Below are 15,261 nucleotides of genomic sequence, written 5' to 3'. Positions count from 1 at the left end.
CCGCTTCCAGGATGCAGTCGCCGATCCCCGAGGCATCGGCGCTGCGGCTGCCGGCGCGGATGGCGACCACCGGCCGGTCCGCGCCACGGCGCGGGCGGCGGAGACGAAGGCGCGGCGGTTTCGGATCCGCCGCAGGTCGAGCAGCACCGCATTGGTTCCGACGTCCCGCGCCAGCCAATCGAGCGCCATGGCGAAGCCGATGGTGGCATTGCCGCCGATGCCGATGACATGGCTGAAGCCGACCGCCTCGGCTGCCGCCCAATCCAGCACGACGCGGGCGAGCGCGGCGGACTGGGTGACCAAAGCGAGCTTGCCTGGCGCCGGCGCGATATGCGCGAGCGTGGCGTTCAGGCCGATCGCCGGGACGCAGAGCCCGAAGCTGCCCTGGCCTAGGCGCCTTCACGCCGGTGCGGGCGGAGATGGCGGCAAGCTCGGGGGCGGCGCCCGGCACCACGGCGGCATGGCAGCCGCGCGCGGCGAGCGCCGCCATGGCCGCTTCCAGCCGATCGGGTGGCAGGCAGAGCACGGCGAGGTCGGGCGGCTCGGGCAGGTCCTCAACGGTCTCGGCCTGGACCATGCCCTCGGCCGGCATGCCGATCACCCGCAGCGTCCCCTTGAAGCCGCCGCCGGCCAGGTTGCGGACAATGGTCGCGGTTTCCGGCAGGGCGGGATCGGCCAGCAGCACGACGCTGCGCGGGCGGAACATGGCGGCGGCGCGAAAGCTTGCGGAGCCGCGAACGGTGATCATGGCAGGCATGGTGCAGTGCAACATGGCCCCTGGGACAGGCGTTGCGCAAGCGGCCCAGCGTGACATTTCAGGCCTTGCAGCGCCAGCCGGAGCCGCCTCCACTGGTGGCAGAGGCAGGAGACGAGCATGGCAGACCCGCGGCTTGACCCGGAGATGGCGGCCTTCAATGCGATGATGGAGGCGCGCGCCGCAGCCCTGCCGCCGGTTCGCCTGCAGCAGCCCTTCGACGAACCGCGCGCTTTGACCGAGGCGCTGAACCTGCCGCTGGCCAGCGGCGGTCCGGTCATGGCCGAGAGCGGCGACCGCTGGGTGCCGGCGCGCGGACGCCGGGTGCAGTGCCGGGTGCACCGGCCGGACCTGCCGGGACCCCTGCCCGTCCTGCTCTACCTGCATGGTGGCGGTTGGGTCTGGAACAGCATCGACACGCATGACCGGCTGATGCGCGAGTACGCCGCCACGGCCGGCTGCATCGTGGTCGGGCCGGATTATGCACTGAGCCCGGAAGCCGTCTTCCCGCAGGCACTCGAGGAATGCGAGGCGGTGCTGCGCTGGGTCGCCGCCGGCGGCGCTGCCTGGGGAGCGGATCCCGGGCGCATCGTGATCGGCGGGGATTCCGCGGGCGCCAACCTCGCGGCGGGCCTCGCCCTCTGGCTGCGCGACGGCCCCACTCCGCCACCGCTGCGCGGCCTGCTGCTGAACTACGGCGTCTTCGATTCTGCGGCTCGACACGCCGAGCTACGCCAGGTCGCCACTGGCTACGGGCTGACGCGAGAGCGGATGGCGTTCTACTGGCAGGCCTATGCGCCGCGCGCGGTGGACCGGGCCAGCCCCTTCACCACGCCGCTGCGGGCCGGTCTCGCCGGGCTGCCGCCCTGCCTGCTGCATGTCGCCGAGCTCGACGTGCTGGCGTCCGAGAACCATGTCATGGCGGCGCAGCTGCGGGCGGCCGGGGTGGTGGTGGAAACCCGGCTCTTTCCCGGCACGGTGCATGGCTTCCTTCGTGCCCTCGGCCATGTCGGCCAGGCGCACGCAGCGGTCGAGGCGGCCGGGACCTGGCTGCGCGCCCGCTTCGCCTGACGCGCCCGGGGTTGCGAAAGCCGGTCAGTGCCGAGCCTGTCCCGCTTTGGTACCATCCGGCCAGGCACGGGATGCATCCGCCGCCCTTCCGGCTCTCGACGAGCCGGCACCGCCGGGCGGCCGGGGCCGATCAGCCAGGTCGCGCCATGAACCGCGCGCCTGGGCCATAGCTGGCCAGGGCCTGGGCATCGGTGACCGGCGCATCGCGAAAGCCCTGCCCCCCCAGTATTCGCCTGTGCCGGGGATGGCGACCAGCGTCGCCCGTGGCCATGGCGAGGCGCCCAGCATCGCCCGCAGCACCGCAGCGGCATGCCCCCGCCCCGCGCCGCGGGGTCGAGCGCGATGTCGTGGATGTGCCAGGCGCCCGGCCGCATCGGCAGCGTGCCGAGCAGCAGAATCCAGCGGCGGCGGCGCCGTCCCGGTCCAGGGATGGGTGATCGCATACCCGAGCACCGCTTCCCCGGCTGCCAGCACCCGGCAGCCGGCGGCGGCCAGGACCAGCCGCTCGGCGATGACCGCGGGAGATTCCGGGTGATGCGGGTGCAGCCGGTCGGCCAGCGCCTGCACCGCCGGCAGGTCGGCCCGGGTCATCTGCCGCCAAACCGGGGACATCGCACGCGCTCCGTTGCTTCGGCCGGATAGCGCAGCCTGGCGGCGCATGCGAGCCTGTGGCGCATGACCATCCGACCCGGCCCACGCAACCTCATCACCGATGTCGAAGGCATCCTCGTCGGCAATGCCGAGGACCACCGCGTCCGCACCGGCGTTACGGTGATCTACCCGGAAGCGCGCTGCGCTGCCGCCGCCGATGTGCGCGGCGGCGCGCCGGGCACCTGGAACGTCCAGGCGCTGGATGCCACCAGCCTGGCGAACGAGGTCGACGCGATCGTGCTCTCGGGTGGGTCGATGTACGGTCTCGATGCCGGCGGCGGCGTAGTGGCGGCGCTCGGCGCCCGCGGCCGGGGGATCGGCTTCGGCGGAGCCGTCATCCCGGTGGTGCCCGGCGCCATCCTGTTCGATCTGGCCAATGGCGGCGAGAAGGACTGGGGCGAGGCGCCGCCCTATGCCGCGCTGGGCCGTGCGGCACTGGACGCGGTCGGGCCGGACTTCGCGCTAGGCAATGCCGGGGCCGGGCTCGGCGCCCGATCGGGGGCGCTGAAGGGCGGCCTCGGCAGCGCCAGCACGGTAACCGAAGACGGGCTGCAGATCGGCGCGCTGGTCGCGGTCAACAGCTTCGGGAGCGCGGTGATGCCGGGCTGCGACCGGTTCTGGGCGGGGCCGCTGGAACTGGGCGGGGAGTTCGGCGGCCTTGGCCCGCCGCCGGCCGGCTGGCGGGGCGAGGCGGAGATGCCGCTGCCGCCCAGCTTCGCGGCGAACCCGATGGCCAACACGACGATCGCCGTGGTGGCCTGCAACGTCGCGCTCGGCAAGGGCGAGTTGCAGCGGCTGGCGATCATGGCGCAGGACGGGCTGGCGCGGGCGATCCGGCCGATCCACACGCCCTTCGACGGCGACAGCGTTTTCACAATGGCGACCGGCAGGTTGCCGCTGACCAACCCGGCGATGCTGGCACGGCTGGGGCACCTGGCAGCGGATACGCTGGCGCGGGCAGTGGCGCGGGGGTGTACCACGCGGAGAGCCTGGGCGACCGGCCGGGGTGGCGGGAGCAACGATATGGGTGAGGCGATCACAGCCCCGCAGACCGGTACGTCCGACAAGGTCGATCCCGCAGCGCTCGCCGCAAGCGTCGTCGCCGTCACCGTGTCGATCTTCGTCGTGCCCGGCCCGTTCGAGGTGTTCAACCTCGTCGTAGCGACCGTCGTGCTGTCCATCCTCATCGCCTTCTACGGCGACAAAGCTCGGTCACCGGCCAGATCCTGGGCCTTCGCTTGCGGTGCTGCATTGGTCGCGATGCCCGCCTTCGGCTTCGCACTGGAAGCCGCGCGCACCGACCTGCCGCTCGATTTCCTCGTCAACGGCAACCTGTGGAATTGCGGGCCCGCGCCGTGCCAGGGCGAAAGCCGCGTGTCGTCGGTGCCAACCACCGGATTGGCCATTGTCTGGCTTGGACTGGCGATTACCTTCACCGGCATCGACCTCCGCCATCAGGCGACGCGGTCGCGCCGGGGATAGTTATCCCTGGCCGAGCGCCCTTTCGCCACCTCGGCCAGGAAGCCGCTCGCGGCCGGCAGGATGGCGTCGTTGAAATCGTAATTCGGGTGGTGCAGCTCGCGGCCGCCCTCCGCCGGGCCGTTGCCAATCCAGACGAAGGCGCCCGGCACCTCGTGCAGGAACCAGGAGAAATCCTCGCCCGTCATCGCCGCCGCCAGGTCACGCCGCACCGCGGTCACGGCGCCGGCTGCTACTGCCGCCAGTTCGCGCTCGGCTGGATGGTTGGCGGTGACCGGGACGCCGACCTTGAACTCCACCTCGGCCCGCAGCCCGAAGGCCGCGGCAATGCCCTCGGCCACCCGGCGCATGCTCCGCCTCGATCGCCGCTCCGGTCTCGTCCGAGAGCCAGCGCGCCGTGCCGCGCAGCACCGCACGGTTGGCGATCTGGTTCTGCGCCGACCCGGCCTCGGCCACCGTCACGCTGACCACGCCGGCCTGCATGGGGTCGACGTTGCGGGCAACGATCGACTGGAGCGCCACGATGCAATGGCCCGCGCCCAACATCGGGTCGCGCGTCAGGTGCGGCAGGGCGGCGTGGCCGGCATGGCCCTCAAAGGCGATCTCGAAGCGAGCGCCGGCGGCCATCACCGCGCGCTCGTGCACCGCCACGGTCCCGGCCTCCAGCCCCGGCCAGTTATGCCAGCCGAAGATGCGTTCCATCGGGAAGCGGGAGAAGAGCCCATCGGCAATCATCGCGCGGGCGCCGCCACCGCCCTCCTCGGCTGGCTGGAAGATCAGCTGCACCGTGCCGGCCCAGCCCTTGTCGGCGGCTAGCAGCGCCGCGGCGCCGAGCAGCGCGGTGGTGTGCCCGTCATGGCCGCAGGCATGCATTACACCCGGAATGGTGGAGCGGTGCGGCAGGTCTGGGTTGAGTTCCTGGATCGGCAGCGCGTCCATGTCGCCGCGCAACCCGACCGAGCGGTTGCCGCCGCGGCGGATGGTGCCGACCACGCCATGGCCGCCGACCCCTTCGGTCACCTCAACCCCCATCTCCCGCAGCCGGGCGGCGACGAAGGCGGCGGTTGCCCCTTCGTTCAGGGTCAGGCCGGGATGCGCGTGCAGATGCCGGCGCCAGGCGGTCAGGTTTTGGGCAAGGGCTTGATCCATGGCAGACTCCTAACCCGCGCCCATCTGAACTGCCATCCCCGCGGGGAACCGCGCCCGAGGAAAATACTTCCGCACCCGTGCCAGCCCGCTTCCGCCGATTCCTGCTGCCCTTCCTGCTGCTCGCCGGCCTCGCGCTCGCCCAGGAAACGCCGCCGGACCCCGACACGCTCCCCTACAAGGTGGAGATCGCGCCGACCGGTGACGGAAGGCTGGACGCGGCGCTCGCAGCGGTGTCGCAACTCGTCGCGCTGCAGGATTCGGCACCGACCAGCGCCGGCGGCGTGCTCGGCCGCGCCGATGGCGACCGCGAAAGGCTGCAGCGTGCCCTGCAGTCGGAAGGCTATTGGGCCGGCACCACGCGAGATCGAGCTGGCTGGCGGCGCGGTCGGTGATCCTTCCATGCTGGAGCGGATCGAAGCGGCCAAGGCGCGGCCGCTGCCGGTGCGGATCGTGGTCGACAAAGGCCGGCCCTACCGGATCGCCCGGATCGGCTTGCGGGCGGAGACACCGGCGGAGCAGCCCGCGCTGGACCAGGCCGCGGCGACCCCTTCGGCCTCGCGGTCGGCGACCCGGCCCGGGCGGAGCCGGTGCTGGCAGCGGAGCGCACGCTGCTCGACCGGCTGCTGAACGCCGGCCACCCGCTGGCCAGCATGGTGCGACGGGAGACGACGGTCGACCACGACCGCAAGTCGATGGACATCGCCTGGACCTACGCCCCTGGCCCGGTCGCCAGCTTCGCCACGCCGGATGTCGACGGCATGGTGCGGGTGGACCGCAGCTTCCTGCAGGCGCAGGCCTCACGGCTCGAGGGCCAGCGCTACAGCCCGGAGGCGCTGGAGAAGGAACGCCAGGCTCTGATGGCGCTCGGCGCCTTCGGCTCGGTCCGCGCACGGGCGGCGGAACGGCTGGACGAGGCCGGACGGCTGCCGGTGACCTTCACGGTGGCCGAACGCGCCCGCCACGCCATGGGCGTGAACCTGGCCTACGAGACAGATTACGGCCCCAGCGTCCGCGTCTATTGGGAACACCGGAACCTCTTCGGCCGGGCCGAGCGGCTGCGGCTGGAGGCCGAGGTGGCACGGATCGGGACCAATGGCGGGCTGGACCAGTCGACCTACCGGATCGGCGGCACCTATCGCGATCCCTCGGTTTTCGGCCTGAACATCGGCCCGGACTGGAGCTTTATCGGCAGCCTCTTTGGGCTGCGCGAGCGGCTGGAGGCCTATGACCGCGACGCCATCACCTTCTCGGCGCTGATGGAGCGGCGCTTTTCCGAGCGGTTGAGCGGCAATCTCGGGCCGGTGCTTGATTTCGGCAGCATCGGGCCGCCGGGCGGGACGCTGACCCCTTACCAGATCCTCGGCTTCCAGTTCGGCGGGCGGTACGACGGCACGGACAGCCTGCTCGACCCGGCCCGGGGCTACCGGGTGAGCGGCACCCTGACGCCGTCCTGGTCCTTCCGCGACTCGGCCGCCTTCGCCCCGCTGCGGGTGACCGGCAGCACCTACTGGGACGTGCTGGGCGACCGGCGCAGCATCCTGGCGGTGCGCGGCACCTTTGGCTCCCTTCTGGGGGCGGAGCAGGCCAATGTGCCGCGGCACCAACGCTTCTATGCCGGCGGCGGCGGTTCGGTCCGCGGCTACGATTACCAGTCGATCGGCCCGCGCGACCAGTTCAACCGTCCGAATGGGGGCGCCAGCCTGGTGGAGGCCAGCCTGGAATGGCGGCAGCGCGTCTGGGGCGATATCGGCGCGGTCGCCTTCGTCGATGCCGGCTCGGTCGGCACCGGCTCCGCGCCGGATACGTCGAACCTCCGGGTCGGGGCCGGCGCCGGGTTGCGCTACTACACGCCGATCGGCCCGGTGCGGGTGGATGTGGCGGTGCCCCTGGTGAAGCAGCGAGACAACTCGGCCTTCGGGCTCTATGTGGGAATAGGCCAATCTTTCTGATGCTTACGGCTCTTTGATGCGCCGCGGTCTCAAGTGGAGCCTGGGCATCCTTCTCGCGCTCATCGCCCTCCCTTGCTGGCGCTCGGCGCCGCGCTGGCTTGGGTGAACACCGAGAGCGGCCGGGCGACGGTGGCGCGGCTCGCCGCCGCGCAGGTGCCCGGGCTGGTAATCGAGGGGCTGAGCGGGCCGATCCCCGGCCGGATTGGCGCGGCGCGGATCACCCTGGCCGACAAGGACGGCATATGGCTGACGGTCGAGGAGGCGCAGATCGGCCTCGACCTGATGGCGCTGACCACGGGGACCCTGCGGATCGAGCGGCTGGAAGCGGCGCGCATCGCCCTGCCCTGGCTGCCGGCGGCCGGCGACGCCCTGCCCCCGCCCGAGCCACCCGCGGAGACCGTGCTGCCGCAACTGCCCTCCCTGCCGGTCGCGGTGGCGCTGGACCATCTCGGCATTGGCCGGCTGGAACTTGGTGCGGCGATCCTGCAGCAGGACGCAGCCTTCTCGGCCGAGGGCAATGCGGCCTTGGCGGCGGGCGCGCTGCGGGCGGCCCTCGAGCTGAAGCGGCTCGACGCCGCGGGCGGCGCAACGCTCGCCCTCTCGCTCGCGCCGAGCGAGGACCGGCTTGCGGCCAAGCTGGCTTGGCGGGAGGACCCGGGCGGCATCGTCCCTGTCCTGTCAGGGCTTAAGGAGCAACCTTTCACTCTGGATCTGAGCCTGGACGGTCCGGCCGGTGGCGCTGCGCTGACCCTCGATGCGACGCTCGGTCCGAATGTAAAGATCGGCACGCAAGGCATTGTTCGCGCGAGGCCTGATGGCGCGCTCGGCGCCAGCCTGAAGGGCGAGGCCCGGGCCGCCGCCTTCTTGCCGCCGGAGGCCGCGGCGCTCGCCGCGCCGGCGGAGTTCGCCCTCGATGCCGATCTCGCTGCCGACAAGCGGCTGGCGCTGCGGGATCTGACCGTGAACGTCCCGGCTGGGCGCCTCGCCGCGACAGGGACCGCCAATCTGGCGACCGAGGCGCTCGACCTGAAGGCGACGCTGGCCCTGGCGGCGTCCGGCGGCTTCGGCGCGCTGCTGCCGGAGGGACTGGCCTGGAGCGCGGTGAATGCGGAGGCGGCGATCGGCGGGACCATGGCGAAGCCGGCCCTCGACCTGACCCTGAAACCGGATGGCTTGAGAACGCCGGTCGCCCAGGCCGATGCGGTGCTCGGCCCGGCGCCCCGCCTCACGCTGAAGGCCGTGCTGCCCGGGCCGAGCCTCGATGTCCTCCTCGAGGGGGCCGAGGGTCGGCTGACCGCAGTGGGGACACTTGCCGAGCCGATCGCGCTCGATGCCCGGCTGTCCCTGCCGCGTCTGGCCGTGCTGGGCGCCGGCTCCGAGGGCGCGCTGGACGCCCGCCTTCAGGCGAGCGGCAAGCTGGCCGACCCGGACTTGGTGGTGACCGCCTCATCCGGCCGCATAGAAGCTGCCGGGCACGCTTGGAATCCTTGGCGATCGATGCCCGCATTGCCACCCCTGCCTCGGCCCCGCGCGGCACCGCGAGGCTCGACGGGAAGCTGGACGGCCTGCCCCTGGCGCTCGCCTTCCGCGGCCAGCCGGAAGGCAGCGCCGTGCAGGTGGAGCAGGGCGAGGCGCGGCTCGGCCCCGCCCGCCTCGCCGTCACCGGACGGCTGGATCCCGCTGGCCCGACCTTCGATGGCACCGCCCGGCTGGAAGCGACCGACCTCGCGCCGCTCGGCAAGCTGGGGAGGCCTCGCCGGCCTGGCGGGGCGGCTGGTGCTGGATGCCAAGCTTGGTCCGAAGGACGGCCAGCAGGGCTTCGAGGCGAAGCTCGACGCGCCGAAGCTCGGCTTCGGCGGCACAGAGGGCAGCCTGCAGGCGACCGCCGCCGGCACGCCCGCCGCGATCGACTGGACCGTCCAGGGCCGCACCACTGAGGGCAGCGTCAGCGGCCGCGGCAAGGTCGCGCAGGAGTATGGCGGCTGGCGCCTCGACTTGGCGGCGCTCGAGGCGCAGGCGATGGGCGAGGCGGTCCGGCTGGCCGCGCCGACACGCGTCAAGTTGGGTGGCGATGGTGGGATCGATCTCGCCCCGACCGCGCTGGCCATCGCCCGAGGCGGGCGGGTGGAGGCACGCGGCAAATGGGGACCGGAGCGGGCCGACATCACCGCCACCGTCGCCGCCCTGCCCCTTGCGCTGGCCGAGCGCTTCGCACCCGAGGTCAAGCCGCGGGGCACGCTCTCGGCCGATATCCGGGCGACCGGGCCGGTAACGAAGCCCGAGATCAAGGCGACGCTGAACGGCACGGGGCTCGGCGCCGGGGCGGACTGGGCGCAAGGCCTGCCCGCCCTGACCTTGCGCGCCGAGGGCAACCTGGCGGGCGAGGCAACGCAGCTGCGCGCCGAGGTGGATGCCGGGCCGGCCGGGCGGATCGACCTGACGGCGCGCCTGCCGAACGGCTTTGGGCCAGAGGGGCCGATCACCGCCAGCCTCGATGGCGGGCTTAACTTGGCGCCGCTGGCCAGTCCCTTCCTCGCCGCCGGTGCCGACCGGGTGACCGGCCGGCTGGCCCTGGCGCTCCGGGCGGAGGGCACGGTCGGCACGCCACGGCTCGGCGGACGCGCCACGCTGTCGGGCGCCGAGTACCGCAACACCGTCTATGGCGTTCGGGTCTTCGACCTGAACGGCACCATCATTGGCGACGGCACGCGGCTGGTGATCGACCGCATCGCCGGGCGCACCGCCGGCAACGGCACCATCGTCCTGCAGGGCAGCCTCGATGCCGGCGCGCCGGGCTTTCCGGCCGACCTGACGCTGACCTCGCGCAACGCCCGCCCGGTGGTCTCCGACTTGGTGACCGCGACGATCAACACGGATATCCGGGTGCAGGGGCCGATCACCGGCGGCGGCACCGTCTCCGGCACCGTCCGCATCCAGCAGGCGGAGATCCGCATCCCGACCACCCTGCCGGCCAGCGTCCCGACGCTGGCGAATGTCCGCCAGACCGGCCGCCTGCCGCCCGGCGTCATCCCCGCCGCGCCGCCGCGCCCGCCGGCGCCGCCGGCGCCGCCGCTGAACCTCGCGGTCACCATCAGTGCGCCGCAAAGCATCTACGTGCGGGGCCGTGGCGTCGATGTGGAGCTGGGCGGCGAGGTGAAGGTCGGCGGCACCGCCGCGGCGCCGGTCCCGAACGGCACCCTCAACCTCCGCCGCGGCACGCTGAACCTGATCGGCCGGCAAGCTCACCTTCCAGAAAGGCACCATCGGCTTCGCGCCGGGCTCGCTGATGCCGACGCTGGACCTCAATGCCCAGGCGACGTCAGGCAGCACCACCATCACGGTTTCGGTGCAGGGCTCGCCGGCGGCGCCCAAGGTGACCTTCAGCTCCACGCCGGAGCTGCCGCAGGACGAGGTGCTTGCGCGGCTGCTGTTCGACCGCTCGACCAGCAACCTCTCGCCTTTCGAGATCGCGCAGATCGCCGGCGCGGTGGCGCAGATGACCGGCATCGGCGGCGGCGCGGCCAATCCGCTGGACAAGGTGCGCGGGCTGCTGGGGCTAGACCGGCTCGGGGTAAGCGCCGGCGGCCAGCAATCTGCGGCCGGCAGCACCCAGGCGGGCGGCCAGCAGGGACCAACGGTGGAGGCCGGGCGCTATGTCGCGCCGGGCGTCTTCCTTGGCGTCCGGCAGGGGACGCAAGGCGGCCAGACCGGCGTCGGCGTGCAGGTGGAGATCACCCCGCGGCTGAAGCTGGAAGGCCAGACCGCCACCGGCCCGGCCGGCGACCGGCTCGGCCTGTCCTACGAGTTCGAGTATTGAGGCGGCGTAAGCGGACCTTTCCCCATGCCCAGGGCCGACATCATCGCCGCGCTCGACGCCTATGACGCTTGGCTGGGGCGCCAGTGTGCCGTGATCCCGGCGGCGCTGGCGCGCAAGCGGGCGCTCCTGGCCCGCGAGCCCTTCGCTTTCCTGCGCGGCACCGCCTTCCGTTTCGCCGCGCAATCTCGTGACGCTTCTGCCAACGTTGGCGGCGACGCGACCGGTGCCCTCCCTGCGGCGATGCGCACCTGGAGAACTCTCGGCACCTGGCGGGACGCCGAGGGCAGGCTGGTCTGGGGCGTCAACGACCTCGACGAAGCGGCGATGCTGCCCTTCGCCGCCGATCTCGTCCGGCTGGCGACCAGCGCCATGCTGGCCCGCGCGGACCATTTGCCCAAATCCCGCGACATCGCTGCCACGCTCCTGCGTGGCTATGCCCGGCATCTCGCCGAGCCGTGTGCCTTCGTGCTGGATGAGGAAAACGCCGCGCTGCGCGCCTTCGTCTCGCCGGATCCCGCGGCACGGGCCGCCTTCTGGGCCAAGCTCGCCAAGCTGGAGGAAGCAGCGCCGCCCGCTGCCTGGAAGGCCGCCCTGCTCGCCGCCCTGCCGCCGGATGCGGGCCCGGTTCGCTTCGCGCCGCGAGAAGCGGGGATCGGCAGCCTCGGGCGGCCGCGCTACGTCGCAATCGCCGCGTGGCGCGGCGGGCGGGTGGTGCGGGAGGCCAAGTCCCGCGTCGCCTCCGCTTGGCTGCAGGCCGGCTGCCCCGGGGCGACCGCGATCGACCTGGCGGCCCTTGCCGGTGGCCCCACTCGGGCGCCGGATCCCTGGTTCCGGCTGAGTCCAGCCTCCTTATCCGCCGCCTCGCACCTGACAGCCGCAAGCTGGAAGCGCCAGGCAGCGACGCCAGCGCGCTTCTGGCGCTGATGGACGCGATGGGAGGCGAGATCGGCAACCTGCATGCCTCGGCCGGCGACGGGGGCGCCGTGCTCGGGGCGCTCGAGACCCTGCCCCCGACTGGCTGCACGATGCGGCCGCGGCCATGGCGGCGGCGGTACGGGAAGATCAGGCGGTATTGGCCCAGGCCGTTCGCAAGAAATTGTGAATGCCGCCTTCCGGGTAATCGGGCGTTTGCTGTTGGGCTGATGATAACGCAGCTTATATTAAGCCGCGTGAGAGCCAGCGCATGCCCGATCTGCACGAGCCCAACCTACTGATTCTGCTAAACGACGTCGCCAGGCTGATCCGCACCCAGGCGGATCGTCGCGCCCGGGCGCATGGCATGACCCGGGCGCAATGGATGATCCTGGTGCGGCTGCGCCGCTGCGGCGGGATGACCCAGCGCGAGCTGGCCGAGATCCTTGAGGTCGAGCCGATCACGGTCGGCCGGCTGGTGGACCGCCTAGCCGCCCGGAAGCTGGTCGAGCGGCGCGCCGATCCCGCCGACCGCCGCGTCTGGCGGCTGCACCTGACCCCGCCGCCGACCCGGTCCTGGCCGAAATCGACCGGGTCCGCATCGCCTTCGATGCCGAAGCCACCGCCGGCCTGCCGCCCGAGCGCCGGCAGGCGGTGGTCGAGGCGCTGCTGTTGATGAAGTCCAACCTGCTGGCCACCGGCGAAGCCGGTGAGGCCGCCTGAGAGAGCGACAGACCCATATGCCCGAGGGTTCGATCCGCACCGGACGTGGCGTCGATGCCGAGACGGTGACGCCAGCCGAGGTACCGCCGAAGCGCCGCCGCTGGCTTCGCCCCGTCCTGATGATCGGCGGTGTCCTGGTCGTGGCCGCGGGCGCCGGCGCCTTCTGGCTGCATGGCGGCCGCTACGCCGGCACCGACGATGCCTATGTCCAGGCCGACAAGCTGCTGCTGGCCACCGATGTCGCCGGAATCGTGCGGACGATCGCCGTGCATGAGGGCGATATGGTCAAGGCCGGCCAGGAGCTCGTGATGCTTGATCCCGCCCCTTCGAATATGCCGTCCAGCAGGCCGAGGCGCAGCTGCTGCAGACCGGCCTGTCGCTGCGGGCCATGCAGGCCGACTATCGTCGCATCCAGCATGACATCGCGGCGCAGGAGGCGGCGGTGCAGCTGGCCCAGGCGACCTATGACCGCGCGGCGCAGATCGTGAACAGCGGGGCGGTGACCCGCGCCACCTTCGACCAGGCCCGCTTCGGCCTGCAACAGGCGCAGCAGCAACTGGAGTCGCTGCGCGTCCAGGCGCAGGTGCAGCTGGCGAAGCTGGGCGGGCAGGCGGACTCGCTCGTCGAGCAGCACCCGGACTGGCGCGCCGCCCAGGCGCGGCTGGCTGAGGCGAAGAGGCAGCTCGACCACACCACGCTGCGGGCCCCCTTTGCCGGCACGGTTACCCAGGTCTCCTCGCTGCAGCCGGGCCAGTATCTCGGCGCGGCAACGCCGGCCTTCGCGTTGGTGTCGGACCAGCGGGTCTGGGTGGATGCGCTGCCGAAGGAGACCGACCTGACGCATGTGAAGCCGGGCGACAAGGCGACGGTGACGGTCGACACCTATCCGGGCGTTACGTTCGACGCCTCGGTGGAGAGCATCAGCCCTGCCTCGGGCTCCACCTTCAGCGTGCTGCCGGCCCAGAACGCGTCCGGCAACTGGGTGAAGGTGGTGCAGCGCATCCCCGTCCGCATCCGGGTCGAGCAGCCGGCCGACGGCCCCAGGTTGCGCGCGGGAATGAGTGCCGAGGTCTCAATCGACACCGGCCATGAGCGGCACCTGTCGGATTTGATCGGCGGCTGAGATGGCGAACCCCGCGGAGCCGGTCCCGCACCGTGCCCTGATCACCGTCTGCGCCATGGTGGCCACGTTGATGCAGGCGCTGGACGGCACCATCGCCAATGTCGCCCTGCCCTACATGCAGGGCGGGCTGGCGGCGACGGCCGACCAGATAACCTGGGTGCTGACGAGCTACATCACCGCCGCTGCCATCCTGACCGCGCCCGTCGGCTTCCTTGTCGCCCGCTTCGGCCGGCGCGCGGTCTTTCTCGGCTCGGTCGGCGGCTTCACCCCTCGCCTCCGTGTTGTGCGGCGCGGCGCAGTCGCTTGAGCAGATGGTGGTGTTCCGCCTGCTGCAGGGTGCCTTCGGCGCGGCGCTGGTCCCGCTCAGCCAATCGACCATGCTCGACATCTACCCGCCCGAGCAGCGCGGCCAGGCCATGGCGATCTGGGGCATGGGCGTGATGGTCGGGCCGATCCTCGGGCCGACGCTCGGCGGCTACCTGACCGAGAGCTGGAACTGGCGCTGGGTCTTCTACGTCAACCTGCCTTCGGCGTGCTGGCCTTCCTCGGCCTGATGTTCTTCCTGCCGAAAGGCGGCGCGGAGACAGGGCGGCGCTTCGACTGGCTGGGCTTCGGCGTGCTGGCGCTCGGCGTCGGGGCGCTGCAGGTCATGCTGGACCGCGGCGAATTGAAGAATTGGTTCGGCTCGACCGAGATCCTCATTGAGGCAACATTGGCCGCGCTCGGCCTCTATCTCTTCCTCGTGCACATGGCACTGGCGGAGAAGCCCTTCATCCCTCCGCGCATCTTCCGCGACCGCAACTTCGCTGCCGGGCTCGGCATCATGTTCGCGGTCGGCGCCATCCTCTTCGCTACCCTCGGCGCTGCTGGCGCCCTACCTGCAGACCCTGGCGGACTACCCGGTCTTCACCGCCGGCCTCGCCATGGCGCCGCGCGGCCTCGGCACCATGGCGGCGATGTTCCTGGCGGGACGGCTGGCCAGCCGGTTCGACCCCCGCAAGGTCATGGCCTTCGGCATCCTGGTGCTATCATGGACGCTCTGGGACATGGTGCACTGGACGCCCGACATCCCGATGCACTGGCTGATGCTGGTCACGGTCATCCAGGGCGCCGGCCTTGGCTTCGTTTTCATCCCGCTCAACCTGGTGGCCTTCGCCACGCTCGACCCGGCCCTGCGAACCGACGGCACCGCCTTGATCAGCCTGCTGCGCAACCTCGGCTCGGCGATCGGCATCTCGGTCATGGCGGCGCTGCTGACGCGCAACACGCAGATCATGCACGCCTCGCTGGCCGAGCACGTGACGCCGTTGAACCGGCTGTTCGAGTTGCCCTGGGTGCAGCGCTTCTGGGATCCGTCCACCAGCCAGGGCGTGGCCATGCTGAACGCCGAGGTGACGCGGCAATCGAGCATCATCGCCTACGGCAACGACTTCCATCTGCTGATGCTGCTGGCCCTTGCGATGCTGCTGCTGCTGCCGCTGATGCGGCGCCCGCCCCGGGCGGCCGCAGCGGATCCGGCGCATGCGGCGATGGATTGAGGGCCACCGCCGCGCTTCGCCTATTCCGCCGCGGCGGCGTCCAGCACCTTTTCCCAGGCCGGGTTGACCACGGAGCTGCGCGCGCCGAGCCGCGC

At 72.0% G+C, this 15,261-nt stretch carries 16 protein-coding genes and 2 pseudogenes; 14 read left to right on the top strand and 4 right to left on the bottom strand.

The genetic code is table 11. The features are described 5' to 3' along the window. Positions 1-135: 135 nt before the first annotated feature. Positions 136-270 (bottom strand): annotated as a pseudogene (locus tag ACQ86J_RS36885) (hypothetical protein); the annotation flags it as partial. Positions 271-874: 604 nt separating this feature from the next. On the opposite strand from ACQ86J_RS36885, the gene ACQ86J_RS36880 reads away from it, so the two are divergent. Continuing rightward, the gene (locus tag ACQ86J_RS36880) at positions 875-1,825 is read left to right on the top strand and encodes an alpha/beta hydrolase (protein WP_431269384.1); all 951 of its coding nucleotides are present in this window, start codon (positions 875-877) and stop codon (positions 1,823-1,825) included. Positions 1,826-1,849: 24 nt separating this feature from the next. On the opposite strand, the gene ACQ86J_RS36875 is transcribed toward ACQ86J_RS36880, so the two are convergent. Then, positions 1,850-2,437, bottom strand: a complete 588-nt coding sequence (locus ACQ86J_RS36875) for a hypothetical protein (protein ID WP_431269383.1) — start codon at positions 2,435-2,437, stop codon at positions 1,850-1,852. A 63-nt stretch (positions 2,438-2,500) separates the two neighbouring features. Between ACQ86J_RS36875 and ACQ86J_RS36870 the strand changes: the two genes are divergently transcribed. Further along, positions 2,501-3,958 carry a P1 family peptidase gene (locus ACQ86J_RS36870; RefSeq protein WP_431269382.1) on the top strand — a complete coding sequence of 486 codons (1,458 nt, stop codon included), beginning with the start codon at positions 2,501-2,503 and terminating at the stop codon, positions 3,956-3,958. On the opposite strand, the gene ACQ86J_RS36865 is transcribed toward ACQ86J_RS36870, so the two are convergent. Both ACQ86J_RS36865 and ACQ86J_RS36860 read right to left on the bottom strand, forming a co-directional pair. Beyond that, on the bottom strand, positions 3,931-4,254 hold the full coding sequence (locus ACQ86J_RS36865; RefSeq protein WP_431269381.1) for a M20/M25/M40 family metallo-hydrolase: 324 nt from the start codon (positions 4,252-4,254) through the stop codon (positions 3,931-3,933). The two genes, ACQ86J_RS36870 and ACQ86J_RS36865, sit on opposite strands and share 28 nt — an antisense overlap. After that, entirely contained in the window at positions 4,157-5,104 is a 948-nt protein-coding gene (locus tag ACQ86J_RS36860; RefSeq protein WP_431269380.1) for an amidohydrolase, read from the bottom strand. Before ACQ86J_RS36860 ends, ACQ86J_RS36865 begins: the two co-directional genes overlap by 98 nt. A gap of 77 nt (positions 5,105-5,181) precedes the next feature. Here ACQ86J_RS36860 and ACQ86J_RS36855 point away from each other — a divergent pair, with 77 nt between their 5' ends. The 12 genes and pseudogenes from ACQ86J_RS36855 to ACQ86J_RS36800 all read left to right on the top strand — a co-directional run bounded on the left by ACQ86J_RS36855 (position 5,182) and on the right by ACQ86J_RS36800 (position 15,166). After that, positions 5,182-5,496, top strand: coding sequence for a hypothetical protein (locus tag ACQ86J_RS36855; RefSeq protein WP_431269379.1), 315 nt, complete (start codon positions 5,182-5,184; stop codon positions 5,494-5,496). A gap of 7 nt (positions 5,497-5,503) precedes the next feature. Continuing rightward, positions 5,504-5,731, top strand: a complete 228-nt coding sequence (locus ACQ86J_RS36850) for a hypothetical protein (RefSeq protein WP_431269378.1) — start codon at positions 5,504-5,506, stop codon at positions 5,729-5,731. After that, a complete protein-coding gene (locus ACQ86J_RS36845) occupies positions 5,692-7,053 on the top strand; it encodes an autotransporter assembly complex protein TamA (RefSeq protein WP_431269377.1) in 1,362 nt (453 codons plus the stop codon). The genes ACQ86J_RS36850 and ACQ86J_RS36845 overlap by 40 nt, the downstream gene beginning before the upstream one ends. A gap of 282 nt (positions 7,054-7,335) precedes the next feature. Then, positions 7,336-10,233: pseudogene (locus ACQ86J_RS36840) on the top strand (translocation/assembly module TamB domain-containing protein); the annotation flags it as partial. 106 nt (positions 10,234-10,339) lie between these two features. Beyond that, positions 10,340-10,870 carry a translocation/assembly module TamB domain-containing protein gene (locus tag ACQ86J_RS36835; protein ID WP_431272669.1) on the top strand — a complete coding sequence of 177 codons (531 nt, stop codon included), beginning with the start codon at positions 10,340-10,342 and terminating at the stop codon, positions 10,868-10,870. Between the two features lie 24 nt (positions 10,871-10,894). Then, entirely contained in the window at positions 10,895-11,794 is a 900-nt protein-coding gene (locus ACQ86J_RS36830; protein WP_431269376.1) for a DUF2252 family protein, read from the top strand. A gap of 259 nt (positions 11,795-12,053) precedes the next feature. Next, positions 12,054-12,458, top strand: coding sequence for a MarR family winged helix-turn-helix transcriptional regulator (locus tag ACQ86J_RS36825; protein ID WP_431269375.1), 405 nt, complete (start codon positions 12,054-12,056; stop codon positions 12,456-12,458). A gap of 64 nt (positions 12,459-12,522) precedes the next feature. Further along, complete coding sequence (locus ACQ86J_RS36820) at positions 12,523-12,993, top strand: biotin/lipoyl-binding protein (protein WP_431269374.1); 471 nt, start codon at positions 12,523-12,525, stop codon at positions 12,991-12,993. Next, on the top strand, positions 12,894-13,628 hold the full coding sequence (locus ACQ86J_RS36815) for an HlyD family secretion protein (protein ID WP_431269373.1): 735 nt from the start codon (positions 12,894-12,896) through the stop codon (positions 13,626-13,628). Before ACQ86J_RS36820 ends, ACQ86J_RS36815 begins: the two co-directional genes overlap by 100 nt. Before the next feature lies 1 nt (position 13,629). After that, entirely contained in the window at positions 13,630-13,935 is a 306-nt protein-coding gene (locus ACQ86J_RS36810) for an MFS transporter (RefSeq protein ID WP_431269372.1), read from the top strand. A 4-nt stretch (positions 13,936-13,939) separates the two neighbouring features. Beyond that, on the top strand, positions 13,940-14,182 hold the full coding sequence (locus ACQ86J_RS36805; RefSeq protein ID WP_431269371.1) for an MFS transporter: 243 nt from the start codon (positions 13,940-13,942) through the stop codon (positions 14,180-14,182). Between the two features lie 147 nt (positions 14,183-14,329). Further along, on the top strand, positions 14,330-15,166 hold the full coding sequence (locus ACQ86J_RS36800; RefSeq protein ID WP_431269370.1) for an MFS transporter: 837 nt from the start codon (positions 14,330-14,332) through the stop codon (positions 15,164-15,166). Positions 15,167-15,261: the final 95 nt, after the last annotated feature.

This window comes from Dankookia sp. P2 (genome assembly GCF_050632255.1).
Classification (GTDB): Bacteria; Pseudomonadota; Alphaproteobacteria; order Acetobacterales; family Acetobacteraceae; genus Paracraurococcus.
Note: the sequence above shows the minus strand (reverse complement) of the source record. Positions and strands in the feature narration are given on the sequence as shown.